Annotated in this window: 11 protein-coding genes; 6 read left to right on the top strand and 5 right to left on the bottom strand. The window is 52.7% G+C overall.

Annotation, left to right across the window (positions count from 1 at the left end):
- Nucleotides 1–4 precede the first annotated feature (4 nt).
- Genes D1159_RS20085 through D1159_RS13735 form a run of 6 tightly spaced genes read left to right on the top strand, consistent with a single transcriptional unit; the run spans nt 5 to nt 5,949 of the window.
- Nucleotides 5–139, top strand: a complete 135-nt coding sequence (locus tag D1159_RS20085; RefSeq protein WP_279280103.1) for a hypothetical protein — start codon at nt 5–7, stop codon at nt 137–139.
- Nucleotides 85–1,110, top strand: a complete 1,026-nt coding sequence (locus D1159_RS13755) for an acyltransferase (protein ID WP_161846251.1) — start codon at nt 85–87, stop codon at nt 1,108–1,110. Before D1159_RS20085 ends, D1159_RS13755 begins: the two co-directional genes overlap by 55 nt.
- A 15-nt stretch (nt 1,111–1,125) precedes the next feature.
- On the top strand, nt 1,126–2,112 hold the full coding sequence (locus D1159_RS13750; RefSeq protein ID WP_161846237.1) for a GHMP kinase: 987 nt from the start codon (nt 1,126–1,128) through the stop codon (nt 2,110–2,112).
- Nucleotides 2,113–2,126: 14 nt separating this feature from the next.
- Nucleotides 2,127–2,717: an SIS domain-containing protein gene (locus D1159_RS13745; protein ID WP_161846236.1), complete on the top strand. Its 591-nt coding sequence runs from the start codon at nt 2,127–2,129 to the stop codon at nt 2,715–2,717.
- 5 nt (nt 2,718–2,722) lie between these two features.
- Nucleotides 2,723–3,748 carry an NAD-dependent epimerase/dehydratase family protein gene (locus tag D1159_RS13740; protein ID WP_243152296.1) on the top strand — a complete coding sequence of 342 codons (1,026 nt, stop codon included), beginning with the start codon at nt 2,723–2,725 and terminating at the stop codon, nt 3,746–3,748.
- A 2-nt stretch (nt 3,749–3,750) separates the two neighbouring features.
- The gene (locus D1159_RS13735) at nt 3,751–5,949 is read left to right on the top strand and encodes a recombinase family protein (protein ID WP_347563696.1); all 2,199 of its coding nucleotides are present in this window, start codon (nt 3,751–3,753) and stop codon (nt 5,947–5,949) included.
- A gap of 50 nt (nt 5,950–5,999) precedes the next feature.
- Here the strand turns inward: D1159_RS13735 and D1159_RS13730 are convergent, their stop codons facing one another.
- From D1159_RS13730 to D1159_RS13710, 5 genes are all read right to left on the bottom strand, one after another.
- A complete protein-coding gene (locus D1159_RS13730) occupies nt 6,000–6,944 on the bottom strand; it encodes a DUF4368 domain-containing protein (RefSeq protein WP_161846234.1) in 945 nt (314 codons plus the stop codon).
- A gap of 226 nt (nt 6,945–7,170) precedes the next feature.
- A complete protein-coding gene (locus tag D1159_RS13725; protein WP_161846233.1) occupies nt 7,171–10,575 on the bottom strand; it encodes a DUF499 domain-containing protein in 3,405 nt (1,134 codons plus the stop codon).
- 2 nt (nt 10,576–10,577) lie between these two features.
- Entirely contained in the window at nt 10,578–13,310 is a 2,733-nt protein-coding gene (locus tag D1159_RS13720) for a DUF1156 domain-containing protein (protein WP_161846232.1), read from the bottom strand.
- Nucleotides 13,311–13,564: 254 nt separating this feature from the next.
- The gene (locus D1159_RS13715; RefSeq protein ID WP_161846231.1) at nt 13,565–13,720 is read right to left on the bottom strand and encodes a hypothetical protein; all 156 of its coding nucleotides are present in this window, start codon (nt 13,718–13,720) and stop codon (nt 13,565–13,567) included.
- 22 nt (nt 13,721–13,742) lie between these two features.
- Nucleotides 13,743–17,252 (bottom strand): helicase-related protein, encoded by a 3,510-nt coding sequence (locus tag D1159_RS13710; RefSeq protein ID WP_161846230.1) that lies wholly within the window; start codon nt 17,250–17,252, stop codon nt 13,743–13,745.
- Nucleotides 17,253–17,603: the final 351 nt, after the last annotated feature.

Below are 17,603 nucleotides of genomic sequence, written 5' to 3'. Positions count from 1 at the left end.
AATAATGGCAGAAAAAGAGGCGGGGATACCGTATACCAAAGATGGAAGAATAGCGTCTCTGGATGGAGTTGCGGGGGGGGGGCAATTATTATTGCCTGTATTTTTCATTACGAGCATTTTTACTCGGATGCGCTTGTAAATTATCCATTTTATAACATATTAGCACCATTCTATAACTATGGCTACTTATGTGTTGAAATGTTTTTGATGCTCTCCGGCTTTAAGTTTGTGGCGCTATATGAGAAAAAAATATCGGAAGGAGAAATAACATTTTCTGAGTTTATTAAAAAGAGGCTCATAAGGCTATACCCTTTATTCGGAATTATGACTGTCGTTACACAAATTCTTCAGATGATGTGTTATCACAGGTTTGGCTGGTATTTTTTACATGAGTCATCCACGTTATATGATATGCTTCTGACCTTACTTGGAGTTACGGGAATCCTAAATCTTAGCGCCACTGCAATTAATGGGCCAGCGTGGACAATGCCCATAGAGATGACCATGTATATCATATTCTTTTTTGTGGCTAAACGCGCAAAAATTCATTACATTGGTGCGTATTTTTGTGCGTTATTGTTTGGACTTACAGTTAGGGGGTGGGGGTGTTGGTATCCGCTTATCAACGGAAATTTGGCGAGGGGGCTTATCAGCTTTTTCTTGGGGGCCCTCATTTGCAAGTTTCAACAACAGGTCAGGGAACCAAGGAAGATCGCAGTAGGCAGTTTTTGCGGACTGTTGTTTTCGGTTATGATCTGGATCTTTTGGGGAAAAGAGTCATTTGGAGATTTTGACGGGTATTTCGCATTGATAATTCTCCCAAGCATTCTTTTGCTTTTCCTAAATTCGAAAGTGGCTATTCTTCTGTTAAGCTCAAAAATTGCGTCCTTTTTTGGGAGGATATCATACTCCATGTACCTTGTCCATTTTCCAATAACCATATTGATTGCGATGGCATACGAACTAAGTGGCCGAACTCTTGACAGCGGCAATCCAGCCCTACTTTATTTTCGAACGGTTTTGATTCTAGTAGCGTCTATAGCAACTTACTATCTACTGGAGCAACCATTATACAGTATAGTGATGAATAGAATGAGAAAACTAGAATAAGGGAGAATTTGTAAAATGATCATTTCCAAAACCCCGCTCCGCTGCTCCTTTTTTGGTGGAGGAACCGATTTTCATGGTTACTATGAAAACAGCCGCTTCGGTTATGGCTCCACCATCAGCACTGCCCTGAAAATGTATGTGTACATCACAGTTAATGAGAATTTCAATCACCAGATTCGCCTGTGCTATTCCGGCAACGAGCTGGTGAACCATGTGGATGAGGTCAAGCATAATATCATCCGCGAGGCCTTGAAGCTGGTGGGAATCGAAAGTGGGATCGAAATCTTCTATTCCGCGGACATTCCCTTGAGTGGAGCCGGAATCGGCCTGGCCTCCTCCTCCGCCCTGGCGGTGGGAGTGCTCAACGCGCTTCACGCATACAAGGGCGAGTTCGTGGGCCCGGAGCAGTTGGCCCGGGAGGCCTGCCACATTGAGATCGACTGCCTGGGACAGCAGATCGGCGTACAGGACCAGTATGCCGTGGCCTATGGGGGGTTCAAACGGTATCGATTTAACCAGGACGGTTCGGTTACTGTTATGCCCGTAATCTGCGGCCGGCCCTGCCGTGAGACGCTGGAGGAGAACATGATGCTTTTTTTCACTGGCCTGACCCGGGACTCCAGGAAGATTTTGAGTGAGCAGACCCAGACTATCGCGGAGAAGATGAGGATGCTGGACGGGCTCACTGAGACAGTGGATCGTATGTACCAATGTCTCTTTGCGGGGGAGCTGGACCAGTGGGGGGTAGAGCTGGATCGCTCCTGGCAGGTGAAAAAGCAGTTCGCCGGGGGGGTTTCAAACCCGATGATCGATGGAATGTATACAATAGCCCGGCAGGCCGGGGCCCTGGGAGGGAAGATCCTGGGTGCCGGCGGAGGCGGTTTCCTTCTGCTCTATACCCCAAAAGAGCGGCAGGAGGCTGTGAGAAAGGCCCTTTCGGAATATCGGGAGGTTCCGTTTCACTTTGAACCCCAGGGCAGCCACATCATTTTTTCTGACTGAAGGAGAAACTAACAATGGAAAACTTTACGTCTGAGATTCAATGCTACCTTGATCATGAAGTAGCGGTGTTGCGTTCCCTGGAAGTAGAAAAAATAAACCAGGTGCTGAATCTTCTGCTGGAGGCCTTTGAAAAGGAGCGGATCATCTACATATTCGGCAATGGGGGAAGCGCCGCGACAGCATCCCACTATCAAAATGATTTTAACAAGGGAATTTCGGAATATACCCAAAAGAAATTCCGTTTCTGCTGCCTCAATGATAATGTTGCGACCTTAATGGCCATAGCCAATGATATTGGCTATGAGGAAGTATTCCGCTTCCAACTGACAGGAAAGCTGCAGCCGGGGGATTTGGTGATTGCGATTTCCGGCAGCGGAAACTCAAAAAATGTGATAAATGCCGTGGAATACGCAAAGAAAGAGGGGAGCATAGTCGTAGGACTTACCGGATATGATGGGGGAAGGCTCCGTCAGATAGCGGACTATTCCCTCCACGCCCCCGTCAACAGTATGCAAATTACCGAGGATATTCACATGATTTTTGACCACTTGATGATGAGCGTTTTTTATAAGACGCTGTGCGGAAAAGAACATTTGGGAGGATGAGAAATTTGAATAAAATACTGATTACCGGCGCCGCTGGTTTTATTGGTTCTCAGCTGGCCCATGCCCTGTGGCAAAAGGGGGAGCAGGTTACCCTTCTGGATAACTTCTCCTATGGTCTGGAGGATAATTTGATCTTTGAAGATCACGACTTTCGTCAGGAAATTATGAGGGATGATGTCTGTGATCGTCCCATGTTGGATAAGCTCTTTGCGCGGGGGCAGTTTGATTATGTGTATCACGTTGCCGCCATTACCCCTCTGCCGGATTGCCAGGTAGATCCTGGCAAGGCAGTGGAAGTAAATGTAGCCGGAACAGTGAATATTCTGGAAGCGGCACGGAAGTATGGGGCGAAAAAGGTGATCTTCGCCAGCACCTCGGCGGTTTATGAGAATTGTACCCACTTCCCCACGGCGGAGGATGATGTGGAGCGTACAACGCTTGTATACTCCACCTGCAAATATACAGCGGAGCAATTTTGCCGCGCTTTTTCAGAAACCTATGGGCTACCAGTTACCGTTTTGCGTTTTGCCAACGTATACGGCCCACATATTGACTGCCTGCGTACCCAGCCACCGGTGGCGGGATATATCATCCGCGAACTGTACTATGGACGGAGGCCGGTGATGCACTCCACTGGAGAGCAGAGGCGGGACTTTGTCTATGTGGAGGATCTGATCGACTTGGCCATTCGGGTTCAACAGGGGAGCAGCTATGATGTGATAAACGTCTCCACCAATCAGACCTACTCTATCAACCAGGTCTATGAGACCATAGCCCGAATCATGGGAAAGGAAGAGATTCTACCGGAGCGGGCTGATTCCTCTCATTACTGGTATCGCTACCCCGCACTCTACGAGGGGTCCTATCGAATTTCGGAGGAGATACTGGATAACGAGGTCAATAAGCACACCGAATGCAGTAACGCCTTAGCAAAGAAAAAATATGGGTGGATCCCTCAGACTTCTTTGGAAGATGGGTTGCGGGCCACGGTGGAGTTCTCAACCCGGGTGCTGGAAAAGGTTGCTCGATAAAAGTGCGGGGAACGACCTTCAAGCGGCCCGGTCTGGACGCTATGGTGGAGGAGATACGGGCCGGGAATGTAGCTACCGTCATTGTCAAAGACCAGAGCAGAATAGGCCGTGACGTGGTGGAGGTCGGCTTGCTCAAACGCACCTTTGACGAGTACAATGTCCGCTTCATTGCCGCCAATGACAACCTGGACACCGCCAATGGATTTGATATTATGTCTATCTTCCGGGACGTGATAAATGAGTGGTACGTTGCCGACACCAGCCGCAAAATCAAGAGCGTTTTCAAGTCCAGAATGGAAAAGGGATTGCGCTGTTCGGGGGCTGTCCCCTATGGCTATCTTGCTTCAAAAGAGGACAAGGGCGAGTGGGTGATTGACGAGGAAGCCGCCGTCGTTGTGCGCCGCATCTTCCAGATGGTCATGGACGGTCAGAGCGTCAACGGCATCGCCTGGACGCTGCGGGCCGAGCAAATCCCGATCCCCTCCGAACACTGGAAGCGCATCGGCTGTCCTGTCCGCGCCAGCAGCTACCGTGACCCTTACGCCTGGTCTGCCACCACCCTCAACTACATTCTCAAAAGGCCGGAGTACCTGGGGCGCAAGGTGCTGGGCAAGACTGTTTGTGAGAACTACAAGACCAAAAGCACCCGCAGGACTGCGCCAGAGGAACAATTTGTGTTCGAGGGAGCTGTTCCTGCCATCATTGACGAAGAAACATGGCACAATGTCCAAAGGCTGCGGGAAACAGTACGCCGGACACCCAAACGGAGCAGCAGCCCCAATCGTCTGACTGGATTGCTCTACTGCGCCGACTGCGGCGCAAAGCTGACCCACCACAACAGTCTTGTTCAAAGCAAGTACATCGACGATGCTTTCACCTGTTCCAGATACCGGGGAATTGTTCAAGAGTGTACCATTCACTATGTCCCCACGCAAAAGCTGGAAGCGGCGATCCTCTCCGCCATTCAGCGGATAAGCTGGTATGTCCGCAATAACGAGCAGGAGTTTGTTCAGCGTGTCCGGGAGGCGTCCAGTCTGCGCCAGGAGGAAGCGGTCAAGGACTGCCGGAAGCAGATTGCCCAGGCGAAGAAACGCCACGCCGAACTGGACGGACTGGTGAAGAAGCTGTACGAGGCAAACGCAACGGGCAAGCTGCCGGACAAGCATTTCAGTCGCCTTCTTGCCGAGTATGACGAGGAACAGGCCGCGCTGGAAACCTCCATGACGGAGTGGCAGAAGATGATTGACAACTGGAACGCCGACCGGGTGAAAATGGCGGAGTTTATCGACCTTGCCAAACGGTACACTGATTTCTCGGAACTGACTACGCCCATGCTCAATGAGTTTATCGAGAAAATCGTTGTCCATGAGGGGAGCGGGCGGGGGAAGCAGCGCCGTCAGCGATTGGATTTTTACTTCAATTTTATTGGCGCGTTCGAGGTTCCCGCTGATGTTGTGACCCCCATGGAGCAGGAGGCGGAACGCCGCCAGCAGGAGGAACAGGCCGAGAAAGAGAAACACTCCCAGGCACTCGCCCAGGCCCGGTATGAGAAGCGCAAGCAGGAGCGCCGGGAGTTTACCGCCAGGAAGCGGGCGGGCCTGTTGACCCCGGAGGAACAGACGGAGGAAGAACGGCGGTTGGAACGCAATCGGGCCTATCAGAAGAAGCAGCGTGATAAGAAAAAGGCCAGTCAGCCGTGGAAGCCCCGCAAGCGGTCGTTGGAGGAACTTGCCAAGCTGGACAGGGCTGGAGCTGACCTCACCCCAGAGGAAGCAGAGCGGCTTGCCGCCTATAAGCAGAGAAAGGCGGAGGCGGTGAAGCGGTGCAGGGAAAAGCAGAAAGCCGCGCAGCCCCCGAAGCCCCAGCAGCGGACACTGAAAGAACTTGCCGAGTGTGCCGAGGCGGATTTGCCCCTCACCCCGGAAGAAGCGGAACGGCTGGAAGCCCACCGCAATCGGAAAAAAGAGGCTTTGCAGGATTTGAAAGCCCGCGCCGAAACTGACCCGGCAGCGGCGGCAGAGTTGGCACAGCAGAGAGCGCAGCAGTCAGAAGCGGTGAAGAAGTCCCGCCAGAAGATGTATGCGGACGCCGCAGCCGGAGATCCCGAAGCCCAGGCCCGGTATGAGCGTTTCCTTGCTGCGAGGCGGGAGAACTACCACAGGAAGAAACAGTCCGAGGCCGAAACCGCTCAAGCCAGCTAACGCAGATACAGAAAACGCCAGGGACATAATAGTCCGTGGCGTTTTCATCATTACTGCCGTTCCAGCAAATCCATATACTTCTGACGTTCGCCCTCCGGGACTTTCAGCGCCGCCATAGCCTGCTCAATCGTTAGCCCTAATGTTTCCATAAGGTTGCGGAGATCGGACAACGCCCGCTCTGCGTGACCTTTGGCAATGCCTTTTTCCTCAACGCCCTTGCTCAAATTGCACATGACCGACACCTCCCTTTCCATTGTCTGCGTCATTTGAATGTCGTAATCATCCTGCAAAATCTTCCGCTTCTCCGCCTCACTGGTTTCGTTGGAGAGAAGCACATCCAGCATCCGAAGTACACCGTCATAGTTTGCCCCGTTCGGCCCACCAAGGCACAGCATGATGATGGACAGCAAATCATAATTCCTGACGGGTTCTTTGCCCTCGCCAACCAGGTGTTCCTCCACCAGTCGATACCGGGTGATAGTGTTCTCCCGATACTGCGGCGGTTTCATGCAAATCCAGATAGAATAGACTTTTTTGATTTTCTCATAATGGGGGCCGGTGAACTCCCGGCCATACTGGGAAGAAATCATCCGGCAACAGTAGTATATGCCACGCTTTATCAGCGGATAGCCGGGATAAAAATCGTTCTGCGCCTCCACCTGTTCCTCTGTGGTCAACAGGCCCGCCCGCTTCCTGGCGGTAAACTCCCGGCGCTCCTGCTTGCGCTTCTCATACCGGGCCTGGGCAAGTACCTTGGAGTATTCCTCTTTCTCGGTCTGTTCCTCCTGCTGGCGGCGTTCCGCCTCCTGCTCCATTGGGGTCACAATGTCAGCGGGAACCTCGAACGCACCGATAAAATTGAAATAAAAATCCAATCGCTGACGGCGCTGTTTGCCCCGCCCGCTTCCCTCATGGACAATGATTTTCTCGATAAACTCCGCCATTCTCACTTGGTCGGCGTTCCAGTGGTCAATCATCTTCTGCCACTCCGTCATGGAGGCTTCCAGCGCGGCCTGTTCCTCGTCATACCTGGCAAGGAGACGGCTGAAATGCTTGTCCGGCAGCTTGCCTGTGGCGTTGGCCTCAGAGAGTTTTTGTCAAGGGTAAATTTAATACAACCTCAAAACCGTAAGGCGGGCTATTCATTACCCGCCTTACGGTTCTTCAAAAAACAAATTCTGCTGTATCAAAAACTCCCGTGTACAGGCTACGAAAAATATCCTACTCCTCAAATCCAAAGTCCTCAACATGAAGTGTCCGGCAGTTTTCGGATACTGTGCGGACGATCTGCTGAGAAAGCCCATCGGGGGCTTGCACATTGACCTCCAGGGAAACTTCTACTTGTGTCCCGTCTGCTGTGGTGAGGTGGGTTATGACTTCTTCAACGAGCCGTTGTACATCTCGACCGATACGAGTGGTATCTAATGGTACGCTCATATAGAACCGTTTGTTTTTCGGCTGCTCAATCGCTGGAGCTGGAGTCGGCTGCGGAGGAACATTGATGACGTGGGATTCACCATTGATTGGCTGGGGAGGAGCAACAGCTACATCACCGCCAGAGCCTTGTCCTTGTTGTGCGGCTCTGGCTCTTGCCTCATCTTCTTCTGCCTGCCGTTTTGCTTCGTCTGCCGCGAGTTGGTCTTTTGCGGCTGAGACCTTCACTAAATAGGCAGATCGCTCCACCATTCCCACACTCTGACCGTACTTCAAATCCAGATAGCGAGTTTCATCAAACCCGGATGCATAAGCAAAATATTCATAGGAACCGAGGCCGGAGCTGACGGCATTTAACAGCACATCCTCATTTGCCAATCGCGGCAGATAGCAGTATGTGCAGAGGTAATCCCACAGAGTTTTGATTTGGATATGGTTTGAATTACTCCAAAGCACATTGTCAAGCTCCATCTTGAGCAGAGCCGGCGCCCACCGGGTGATGATCTGCTCGTTCTGCTTCATTTTATTTGCTGCTCGACCAATAATTGTCTCACTGCCGCCACTGATGCGAATCGTATCCCAGACAATGGTCTTTAGATCTGTGGCCTTATCAATGTAAGGAATGAGCAGCCAACAGTATGCCTCTTTAATTTGGTCGTCCACGGCCCTATTGAACCGAGCCAGATTGTTGTCCGTCTCCCGGTTCTGAGCAGCGTCCAAATTGAGGTCTTCACTATCCTCTTTGATAGATTTCCAAGCAAGGTAACGCCGTACTGTCTGCTTGAGTGAAAGCATTAAATCCTGCTCCGGCGCTACAAATGCGACCATGTTCCGATAGATTCTGGGAGTAGTGCCCCGATTATTCAGAATATCAGCAACAGCAGTCATCGCCGAATTATTCGGATTAGAGGCTCTGTAAACATCTGTAGGCCGAAGAACAACAAGGCGGACAGCCTGGTCATCCGGCACATCCAGTGAGGAGGACGGGCACACATGAATACCGGCAAACGGCTGCTCCTTTTTTACGGCGCGGAGCCTGGTTTCAATCTCATAGTCCACATCGGAGGCAGCAACCTGAGTGGCGCGATCCTCTACCGTCTTGCGGAGCGTAGGCCGTGTATCATACCAAAAGCGGTCGCCGGAGGGATTTGTGTATAGATATGCCAGAGATGTTGTCAGCGTACTCAGTGCGTCATTAAATACAGAGATGTTCTCACCAGGCTGAACCACGCCCAAACGAATACGGGAAGATTCTATGCCGCGCACATTTTGGTCGCGGGAAGTAGGTGCTGACCCCAGCATAACAGTACGAGCCACGCGCCGCGAGGCCAACTTGCCGCCGTACCGCTGATTTGCCTGATCCTTCTGATAGGGGATGGAGTTCCGACCATCGACCTCTCGATCAACAAGGGCATTCCAACCTTCCGACAAGTGCCGGGTCAGCTCATCGCGGACGGTGGGCACGTCCATAGGGATAGAACCGGGCATGATCAGCAATCCAGCATCGCTGCCCATCCACAGTTCATGGATGACCGCCGCCATCAGCCGGAGAACACCACGGGTCCTCTGGAATCGCTCCAGTGTAGCCCAATCCTCGTACAGACGGTCAAACACCTCCGGGTGAATCGGGTAGCAGGAGATCATTCGTTCCCGATACTCCACCTCGCGGGATTCCATTGGGAAATCTCCCTGGTTCTCGTTATACATCTGACTGAACTTCGCGCAGACCGCATCGCGGGCCTCCGGGTCTTTGCAGTCCAAGAAGAGCCTCCGGCGCACGACCTCAAAGCCCTCGTTCGCCGCTACGGGTTTCCAGATGGACTCCATGCGGCCAAAGGTATGCTCGATGGCCTCCAGCGCAATCTTGCCAGCGTCGCCGCCGATTTCAATATCAGACTCCGGGATGGAGGCCACTATCAGGCTATTCTGGCTGGCCCGCGCTGCCTCCGTGACCTCTTGGATGAAGGAGATGAAGTTGTCAAAGGTTCCGGCAGGCAGACCGTTTGCACCGTACAGCTTTTTTGCGTAGGCCACCAGCTCGTCTATCAGCACCAGGCAAGGGCCGCAGGCGTCAAACAGGTTCTTCAGCGCCTCGGAGCCAGGAGAGACGCCTTTCTTGTCCGCTTCTTTCACATAGTCATAGAGCTTCAAGTTGCCTGCCGACTCTGCAAGCTGTGCGGCCATCTCGCCCCACAGGGTGTTGATGGTAATGCCAGGTAAATTCTGAGGCCGCTTGGCCTTGGTGGGGTCCAGCGCTGTGCCTACCAGGACGGCAACATTAGCCTTGGGGATGGATGCTGCTCCAGCCCTATCCAGAACGGGCTTGATGTTCGGAATTTTCCCGATGGGAGTCCGGCCCCGGAGCATATGGTAAAGCGCCAGCATACTGTGGGTTTTGCCGCCGCCGAAGGCCGTCTTTAACTGGATAACCGGCTCTCCGTCCTTGCCGGACACACGCCGGAGGGCCTGCTCCAGCAAGCCGGCCATACCCTCGGTCACATAGGTGCGGGCAAAGAACTCCACCGGATCCCGGTATTCGTAGGCCCCCTCACCTCGCGCAACTTGCGCAATATCAGCGGCAAACTCAGCGTTCTTATACCGGCCCTGGGCCACGTCTGGGTGGGGCTGGATCACATCCCGCCAGCAAGGAAGTCCGCTGATGGGTGTGGCATCCAAAATGCCCGTCTTTTTCTTGGCTGGAATGGGGGCTGCCATTGGTGTCTCTGTTACAGTGGTAGAGCCGCTTGCCGAACCGTAGCGCGCCTCCCGCAACAATTTGCGAATCTCCTCGGTGGCCTCTGCATCAAATGCCTCACACAGCCGGGACATGGTGTCCAGAGCCCGCCAGGTGTCATCGTCGTTGAAATCCTGCCCACCCAAATGGGCCAGCTTGTTGCGGACGCCCATCAGCTCCTTGGCCCAGGTGCGGTAGTCCAGCGACAGCTTTTTCCGAAAGAGATCGTTCCACTTGCGGTCAAATAGCCGCAGGCAGTTGGCGATATCCAATGAATCCACCAAGAAAGCATAGTCGCCATCGTCCGGCAGGTCCCGCGTCTGGTCGCTCAATGTAGTCAATACTTCCTGCCACCAAGCGTCCCGGTATTCCTGCCGAAGTTCTCTCGCCACATAACCGGCTAAGAATGGATGCAGGATGCGAAATGCCTGCTGTACTTTTAATGAATTATCAGCCATCGTCAAACCTCCCCGCTAAATATTTCTCCGCTGGCGAACAGCGACTGCTGCTCCGCGTTGCTCCATGCGGCAGACAGCTCCGCCGCTTTGCTCTGCACATCCGGCCACGCAACGATGAGCGAGTTATAGGCATACGCCTCCGCCGCCCAGCCCCGGCGCTCCGCTAGAGTGAACAGCCGGTAGGCCAGGGCCTTGGCCCGCTCCGGCTCGGAGGTGAAAAACTCCTTCACGATTTTTGCCGCGCCCATGATGCCGCCTGTTTCTATTGCGCGGGTAAGCTGCTGGGTCAGCAGCCAGATGCCTTTGTCCTTGTTCGCTTCCATCGAGATTTCCTCCCGGGTCAACAGGCGTACCACACCCTTTTCGGAGTACAGCACTCCGTCCGCCCGCAGCTTGTCCACGCTGGTGTTCTTTGCCCGGGCCAGCACGTCCGCTTCGCCGAACTTGATGTCGTTGAAGGCGCACTGGGTGTACAGCTCCACGCAGAAACGGCTCTCCTTGTCCAGCTCCCCGTCCTGCTCGTTGAAGTAAAGGTCCAGCTCCTGGTTGATGATCTGGAGGGCCGAGCGGACGCTCATGGGTGTTCCGTCCGCCTCCAGGACCTTGGAATAGCGGGAGTAGACGCCCATGCCGGGGCCGATGGCCGACTGTGCCAGGTCCACCGGCGCGATGCTGCTGGCCTGGAGCTTTGCCAGAGCGGGCCTCAGCTCCCGTTTCAGGGCGTTGATAAAGTCCCGGCGGGTACACATGGAGGCCTCGGCGGGGCGCTTGCGGCAGACCAGGACAATGGAGGAGGCCAAGGCGTTGGTGCCGCTGGCGATGGAACGGTTCGCCATTTCGGTGCGCATAGGCCAGGTGCCAGTGATGGCAAAACCTGCTTGGATGATAGCAGAAAGCATGGTTTCCCAGCCGCTGGAGGAGGTTTGGTCCTCATTGGTTTCGCTCTGCTTATAGGCGTAATAAATCGTGACAGGAATATCTTCTCTGGCGTACTGATAAATCCGCTTGCAGGTTTCCAGCATACCATCCTCGAAAAAGTTTCTTGCCTTTTCGATACTGCCCTCAAAGCGGTAGGGCGTAGCTACGAGTTCCTCTGCTTTTGGTACAAGCATTGTTCGGAACAAATCTGGGTATGTTTTCCGTAAAGACTGCCGCATCCAAACATAGAAGAAATCAGACAAGTCAGCATAGCCAATATTATCATAATAAGGCGGGTCGGTTGATACCATAATATCCCGCAGACCGCAGTCACTTTGGGCATCAAACTGAGATGCCTCACTGAATTTCAGTGCCGGAAATTCGAGGAGACATTTATAAACCCATTCAACCATACTGGAAACACTGCCAGTAGAATTGCTAAACGGATTCCCTTCGGCATAATCCCATGTCATTGGAATCGCCTGTCTGCCGAATGTATTGCGGATTTTTGTATACCCTATATCCCAACTGCAAATACTGCTGCCTCGGTCAGCTAAACGGTCAACCACAAACGCCAGATATACACCGACGGCCTTCCCATATTCCTCCGAGCCGCCGTCAGCGATAACTTTCGCCTGTGCTTCCGCTACCAGGTCGCTGAAGGTTGTGAGGGCAACCAATTGGCGGTTCGTAAATGCGTCGCCCCATGTCGGCATTCCATACATCGGAAGTCTGTCAACATCATGGCATGGTGTCGTCACTAATTGATCTGGCTTCCATTCTGGCTCTGCCTGCCTTGCAATTTTAACGTGTTCTTCCGTAGGCGAAAGATAAAGCCGCCCACGGTCACCTTCTGCAACAATCGCCATCAATGACGCGCTCATCCGGCCTCCCTTTGCCTCATCCCGGACATAAGTACCAGTGGCATTTTCACCGCACTTGATACAAGTGAAGTTTGCACCACGAGACGCTTTGGGTGCTTGAGGTGCATTTTTCCCTTGCTCCACCGTATAGCCAATCGCATTCCCTTTAATAACGGGTCTGATGAATGTTTCGCTGCCTTTCTTCTTGGAGAGTACAAAAGAACTTGCCAGCGGCATCTCACACCCACAGGCCGGATTAGGGCATTTCACCGTCCGCGCCCAAATCCAGGCAATGACGGTGCGTTCCTTCCCTTGCTCGTCCTTCACCTTCGGATACAGATGCCCAATGCGCTTGAACGCCTCCTGCTTCATCCACTCGCCGTAATAGCGCACATCTTCGGCCAGCCCTGCCGCGCCCTTCCAGCCGGTGCCGTCGTCCAGCTCTGTTTTTCCCGGATGAATGGGCGGCTGTCCGGCGAACCTGGGCGGTATCTCGATCATGGCCTTGTTGATCATCACCGCCACCGGGTTCAGGTCGTGGGCGTGGGCCTCCAGCCCCAGCCGCTGGGCCTCCAGTGGGATAGCGCCGCCTCCGGCGAACGGGTCCAGCAGAGCGGGTGGATTGCCGCCCGTGGACTTCATGATCTCGGCCCTGGCCTCGTCCAGCACCTCCGGGTTGTTGGAGTTTTCCCACACCACCAGCTTTTCCAGGATGCGGAACAGCCGCTCCCGCTCAGCGTTCTGCGCCTCCTCGGTAGGGAACTGCTCCGGGTGGCTGGAGGGGTCATCCACCAGGCTGGACCAGATGACCGCCCGCGCCGCCGCCAGTGGACGCCGCGCCCACCACAGATGGAGGGTGGACGGGTGGCCGTGGCGGATGGATTTCTCCCGGGCCGATTCTTTGTTGATGGACTCCAGGGGGAGGGCCACTTCGATTAGTTTTTTAGCTCCCATTTCCGGCTCCTTCTTCTACATAAGCAATCAGAGAATCCTTAAATAAACTTTTATCAGGTATAGCATTATAAAAATCTTTAGCGGCCATACATATTACTTTACATAAACCTGACACGTCAACATTCAAAATGAAGTCACCTGTGTCTGCTTGTTCAACATCATATACATGATATTTGAAAACGGGCTTACTATAGGACAATCGAAATTCTTTGATCTTAATATTCCTATTTTGCGCTTTCAAATCATAGTTTCCGCTATTTGCGATATCGTTTACCCTTCTCGTTTTTTCCATTCAACTCAGGACAATATACTTTTCCACAAATATCAGGCAGGGTTAACGTCAAAGCTAAAGCACCATAATAATACCCACAGCCTATAGCTCTGTCAATTTCTTTAATCTTCTCAAGCATGAGTTTCCTCCACAAAGTAAACTTACTGCCAGCTATCGCGAATAATTTCTGCACCTTCTATCAAATCGGCGATGTCGTAATTCACGCTGGTAGCGGCAAAATCAGGCCGCTTGTGAAACGGTTTCTTCAAGTATACCACATGAGCAGCTTCGCCGTCCACCTCTACAATGGCCAAAATATACTGTTCCGGCTGGTTGAGCGCAGTCAGGATTTCATTTTTGGTGACAGTCACACTGACCGCGCCCTTGGCCCTGCCTTTGACCTCAAGGAAGCGGAGTGTGGTCCCATCCGCATCCCGCAGATCGGCGGGGATTTTGGATTCCACATCGTACCCCTTGTTCTGTGCGCTTACATCTGCGGGTACAAAACCGAGGGATGCTTCAATCTCCATGACCGCTTTCATGGCGGCAAGCTCAATCCTGCGCCGCGCTGCCGCGTCCGAACCGAACAGCGCCGGACGGCCCATCAGCTTATCCAGCAGACCTCGCGGGATAACCACTGCACCACCTACGATTACTGGCGGCAGAGCGGAAATGTGCTTCTCCTGCTCAAGTTCTGCCAAGCGTTTCTGCATCCGCGCTTGCAGGTCGTCTGCACGGCGGGCCGCCATGTCGGAGTTCAGCTTGGCATTGACCTTGCCGGCCGCTTCCTTTGTTTTCAGCTCACCCGCTCGGAAGTCCCAAAACTGAATCTCAGCGGTCAGTCGGTCCTTCACTGCCTTGACAGTCTTATCTACCCGCTTCACTGTACGCTGGCGCACTTCAGATACATGGGCAGGAACGACCTCAGAAATGGCATAGCTGGTAGCCGTATCTTCTACATTTTCCGTGAGCCACCTTTGGCCCTCCAGGAAGGAGCGGATTACTGGCTGTTCATCAGCTGTAGCCGCACGATAATCCAGGTAGGGCGCATACCCAGCATTGACAGCAGCGCCGCTCTCCTTCAGCTCCACAAAGTGAATGTTCTTGGAGATTACCCGTTTACTCCCGCTGGGGAGAACGATTCCATCTTGAACAGAATCCTCGATGTAGAACAGGAGTCTGGCCTCGGTGCCAAAATCGTTGTCATCTATAAATACTGCGCCGCGCTTCAGCACATCTACGTTGCGCTCCCGTACCAGATCAATGGTCGCTTCCAGGAGCGGGTGTCCTGGAGCAATCAGGTCGGCCTGAGGCTTACCCCGCACATTGCAAAAAGCTCTGTCGAAGCAAATGCGTTCATAGCGGTCAAGCACAGGAGTCCCCGTGCCGATCTGCATATCCCGATTTCGGACAGCAAACGGAACGGAGAGGACCTCATAGCGGCCCTTTTCCCTTTGGCGCACTCTGCCACCTACACTTGGAAATGCTTCCAGGAAGAAAGATTCAATAAAGTGCGGCTGAAGCCGGTGGGCATCCATACGCTCCATGTCCTCTCGGATGGTCATAACCTGGTGGACATCCATTGCGTCCGGTGTGAGGGCCTGCTCATCCAGGAGCTGTTTCAGTGCATCCCGGTCCAGGGAATGATCCACTACTTCAAAGAGCCGCCGCCGTATATCTTCCTGGTTATTGTAGCGAACAGCCTCAATCAGCAGCTCTCGCAGCGATTTATTGTCAAAGGACAGCTTGCCAAGGACATCAAAAACCTTGCCCTTCAACGCCTCCCGCTCCTGTTCCAGCTTTTCCAGCAAGCGCCCATACACCATGCCTTCACGGGTTTCTTTGGATACCAAATTCCACAAGTGGCAAACCTCAGTCTGGCCGATACGATGGATACGTCCAAACCGCTGCTCCAGCCGATTGGGGTTCCAGGGCAGATCGTAGTTGACCATGAGATGCGCCCGCTGTAAGTTGATACCTTCGCCTGCGGCATCGGTGGCGATGAGAATGCGGACCCCCTTGTCCTGCTTGAATCGTTCCTCGACCTTGCGCCGTTCGTCCCGGAGCAGACCTCCGTGGATCGTTACAACAGCATCTTCACTGCCCAACAGGGATGAAATTTTGCTCTGAAGATAGCGGAGTGTATCTTTGTGTTCGGTAAAAATAATCAGCTTTTCCCGTTCACCCTCGGCTCCAAACATACTATCATTGTCCTGGAGCAGCTTGGACAACTCGCTCCACTTGCGATCCTCGCCGCTCTGACGCACATCGTTCGCCATGCGCTCCAATCTTTTCAGAGTGGTGATTTCGGCCTCCAGTTCTGTAATCGTTCGCGCTGCGGTGGCTTGGTCAACGACATTCTCCTCCTCGGCCTCCAACTCAGCCGAGGGAAGATCGTCATCGTCAAAGTCATCATAGTACACAGAGGGATACTCTGCGCCTTGGCGACCCAGCCGCTCTTCTGCAAGCCGCCCTTCCAGCCGATCTCTGCGCCGTTTTAGCGATTGGTAAATTGCCTCCGGCGAGGATGCCAACCGTCTCTGCAAAATGGTCAAGGCAAAGCCCACTGTATTTTTGCGATCCTTTTCCAGGTTGTCTGCCCGGTTGAACTCTTCCTGGACATAATCCGTCACAGCATTGTACAGAGCGGCCTCACGGTCGGATAAATCGTAGTTGACCGTGTACGCCCGCCGCTCCGGGAACAGCGGGGTCCCATCAAATTTCAGCAGGTCCTCTTTGACCAGGCGGCGCATCACATCTGTTACATCTACGGCCTGTGTTCCGCTGCGGGCTACCCCCTCGAAACGGTCCTGGTCAATCAGGGACATGAAAAGCTGGAAGTCCTCTTCCTTGCCGTTGTGAGGCGTTGCGGTCAGGAGCAGGAAATGGTTTGTAATAGATGACAGCAGGCGTCCAACCTGAAAACGCTTCGTGTACTTCACTTCTCCGCCCCATACGGTGGCGGACATTTTGTGGGCCTCATCGCAAACGATCAGGTCCCACGATGTGATTTTCAGCTTTGCCTGGATATCCTCGTTGCGGGCCAGTTTATCCAAGCGCACGATACATAGATTGCTTTCCAAGAACACGTTGCCGGAAACCGCTGACTCGAAACGGTCATTGGTCAGTATTTCAAAGCGCAGACCGAATTTCCGGTAAAGCTCATCCTGCCACTGCTCTGCCAAATTTCCCGGCGACACAATGAGGCACCGTTTCAGCGCACCACGAATCATCAGTTCTTTGATGAACAAGCCTGTCATGATGGTTTTGCCTGCGCCGGGGTCATCCGCTAAAATATAACGCAGCGGCATACGCGACAGCATTTCTTGATACACAGCAGAAATCTGGTGCGGCAAAGGTTCGACCGCCGAGGTATGTACTGCAAGGTAGGGGTCAAAAATATGGGCAAGATTGATTCGATATGCTTCGGAAGTCAGTCGCAGCAAATTGGCATCCGCATCAAAGTTCCAAGGGAGACTCCCATCAGCAATTGACAAATTCGTTTCATCCTCACGGTACAGGATTTGCTCACCTACATTACCATTTGCATCCCGATAAGTGACAGTTAACGCATTTGTTCCATGCCACTTAACAGAAATAATACAAACAGAAGTGTTGTTAACAATGCCAAACACATACGATCCAATTGTTACCGACTCAAGTAAAACCATGACTACACACTCCGTCTTATATATTTCTAAAATACAATCATTGTATCATATCTCATTATAAACTACAAATAAATCTTCTCTTCGTGTATTACAGGTGCTATTAGAAATTTTCTTTTGCAGTATTCAAAAATGCTGAAAAAGCAAAAATGAATTGTTTTTGTTTCCGTCCTCTTCGGAAGTGGAAAACAGTATCAATATTTTTTGATTTGTTGTAGTAGATAACAAGCAGTGGCAAACCTGCAAATATGTGTCAAGCCCCAAATCACAAAAATTGGGAGGACATTTGTAAGGGGGCCAAAAGGGCATAAGAAACTGAGCCGGTTCGTAAGGGAACATTTCAAACCGACTGGA

It is taken from the genome of Pseudoflavonifractor sp. 524-17 (genome assembly GCF_009935845.1).
Lineage (GTDB): Bacteria > Bacillota > Clostridia > Oscillospirales > Oscillospiraceae > Pseudoflavonifractor_A.
The sequence above is the reverse complement of the archived record's forward strand: the minus strand, read 5'-3'. Positions and strand labels throughout refer to the sequence as shown.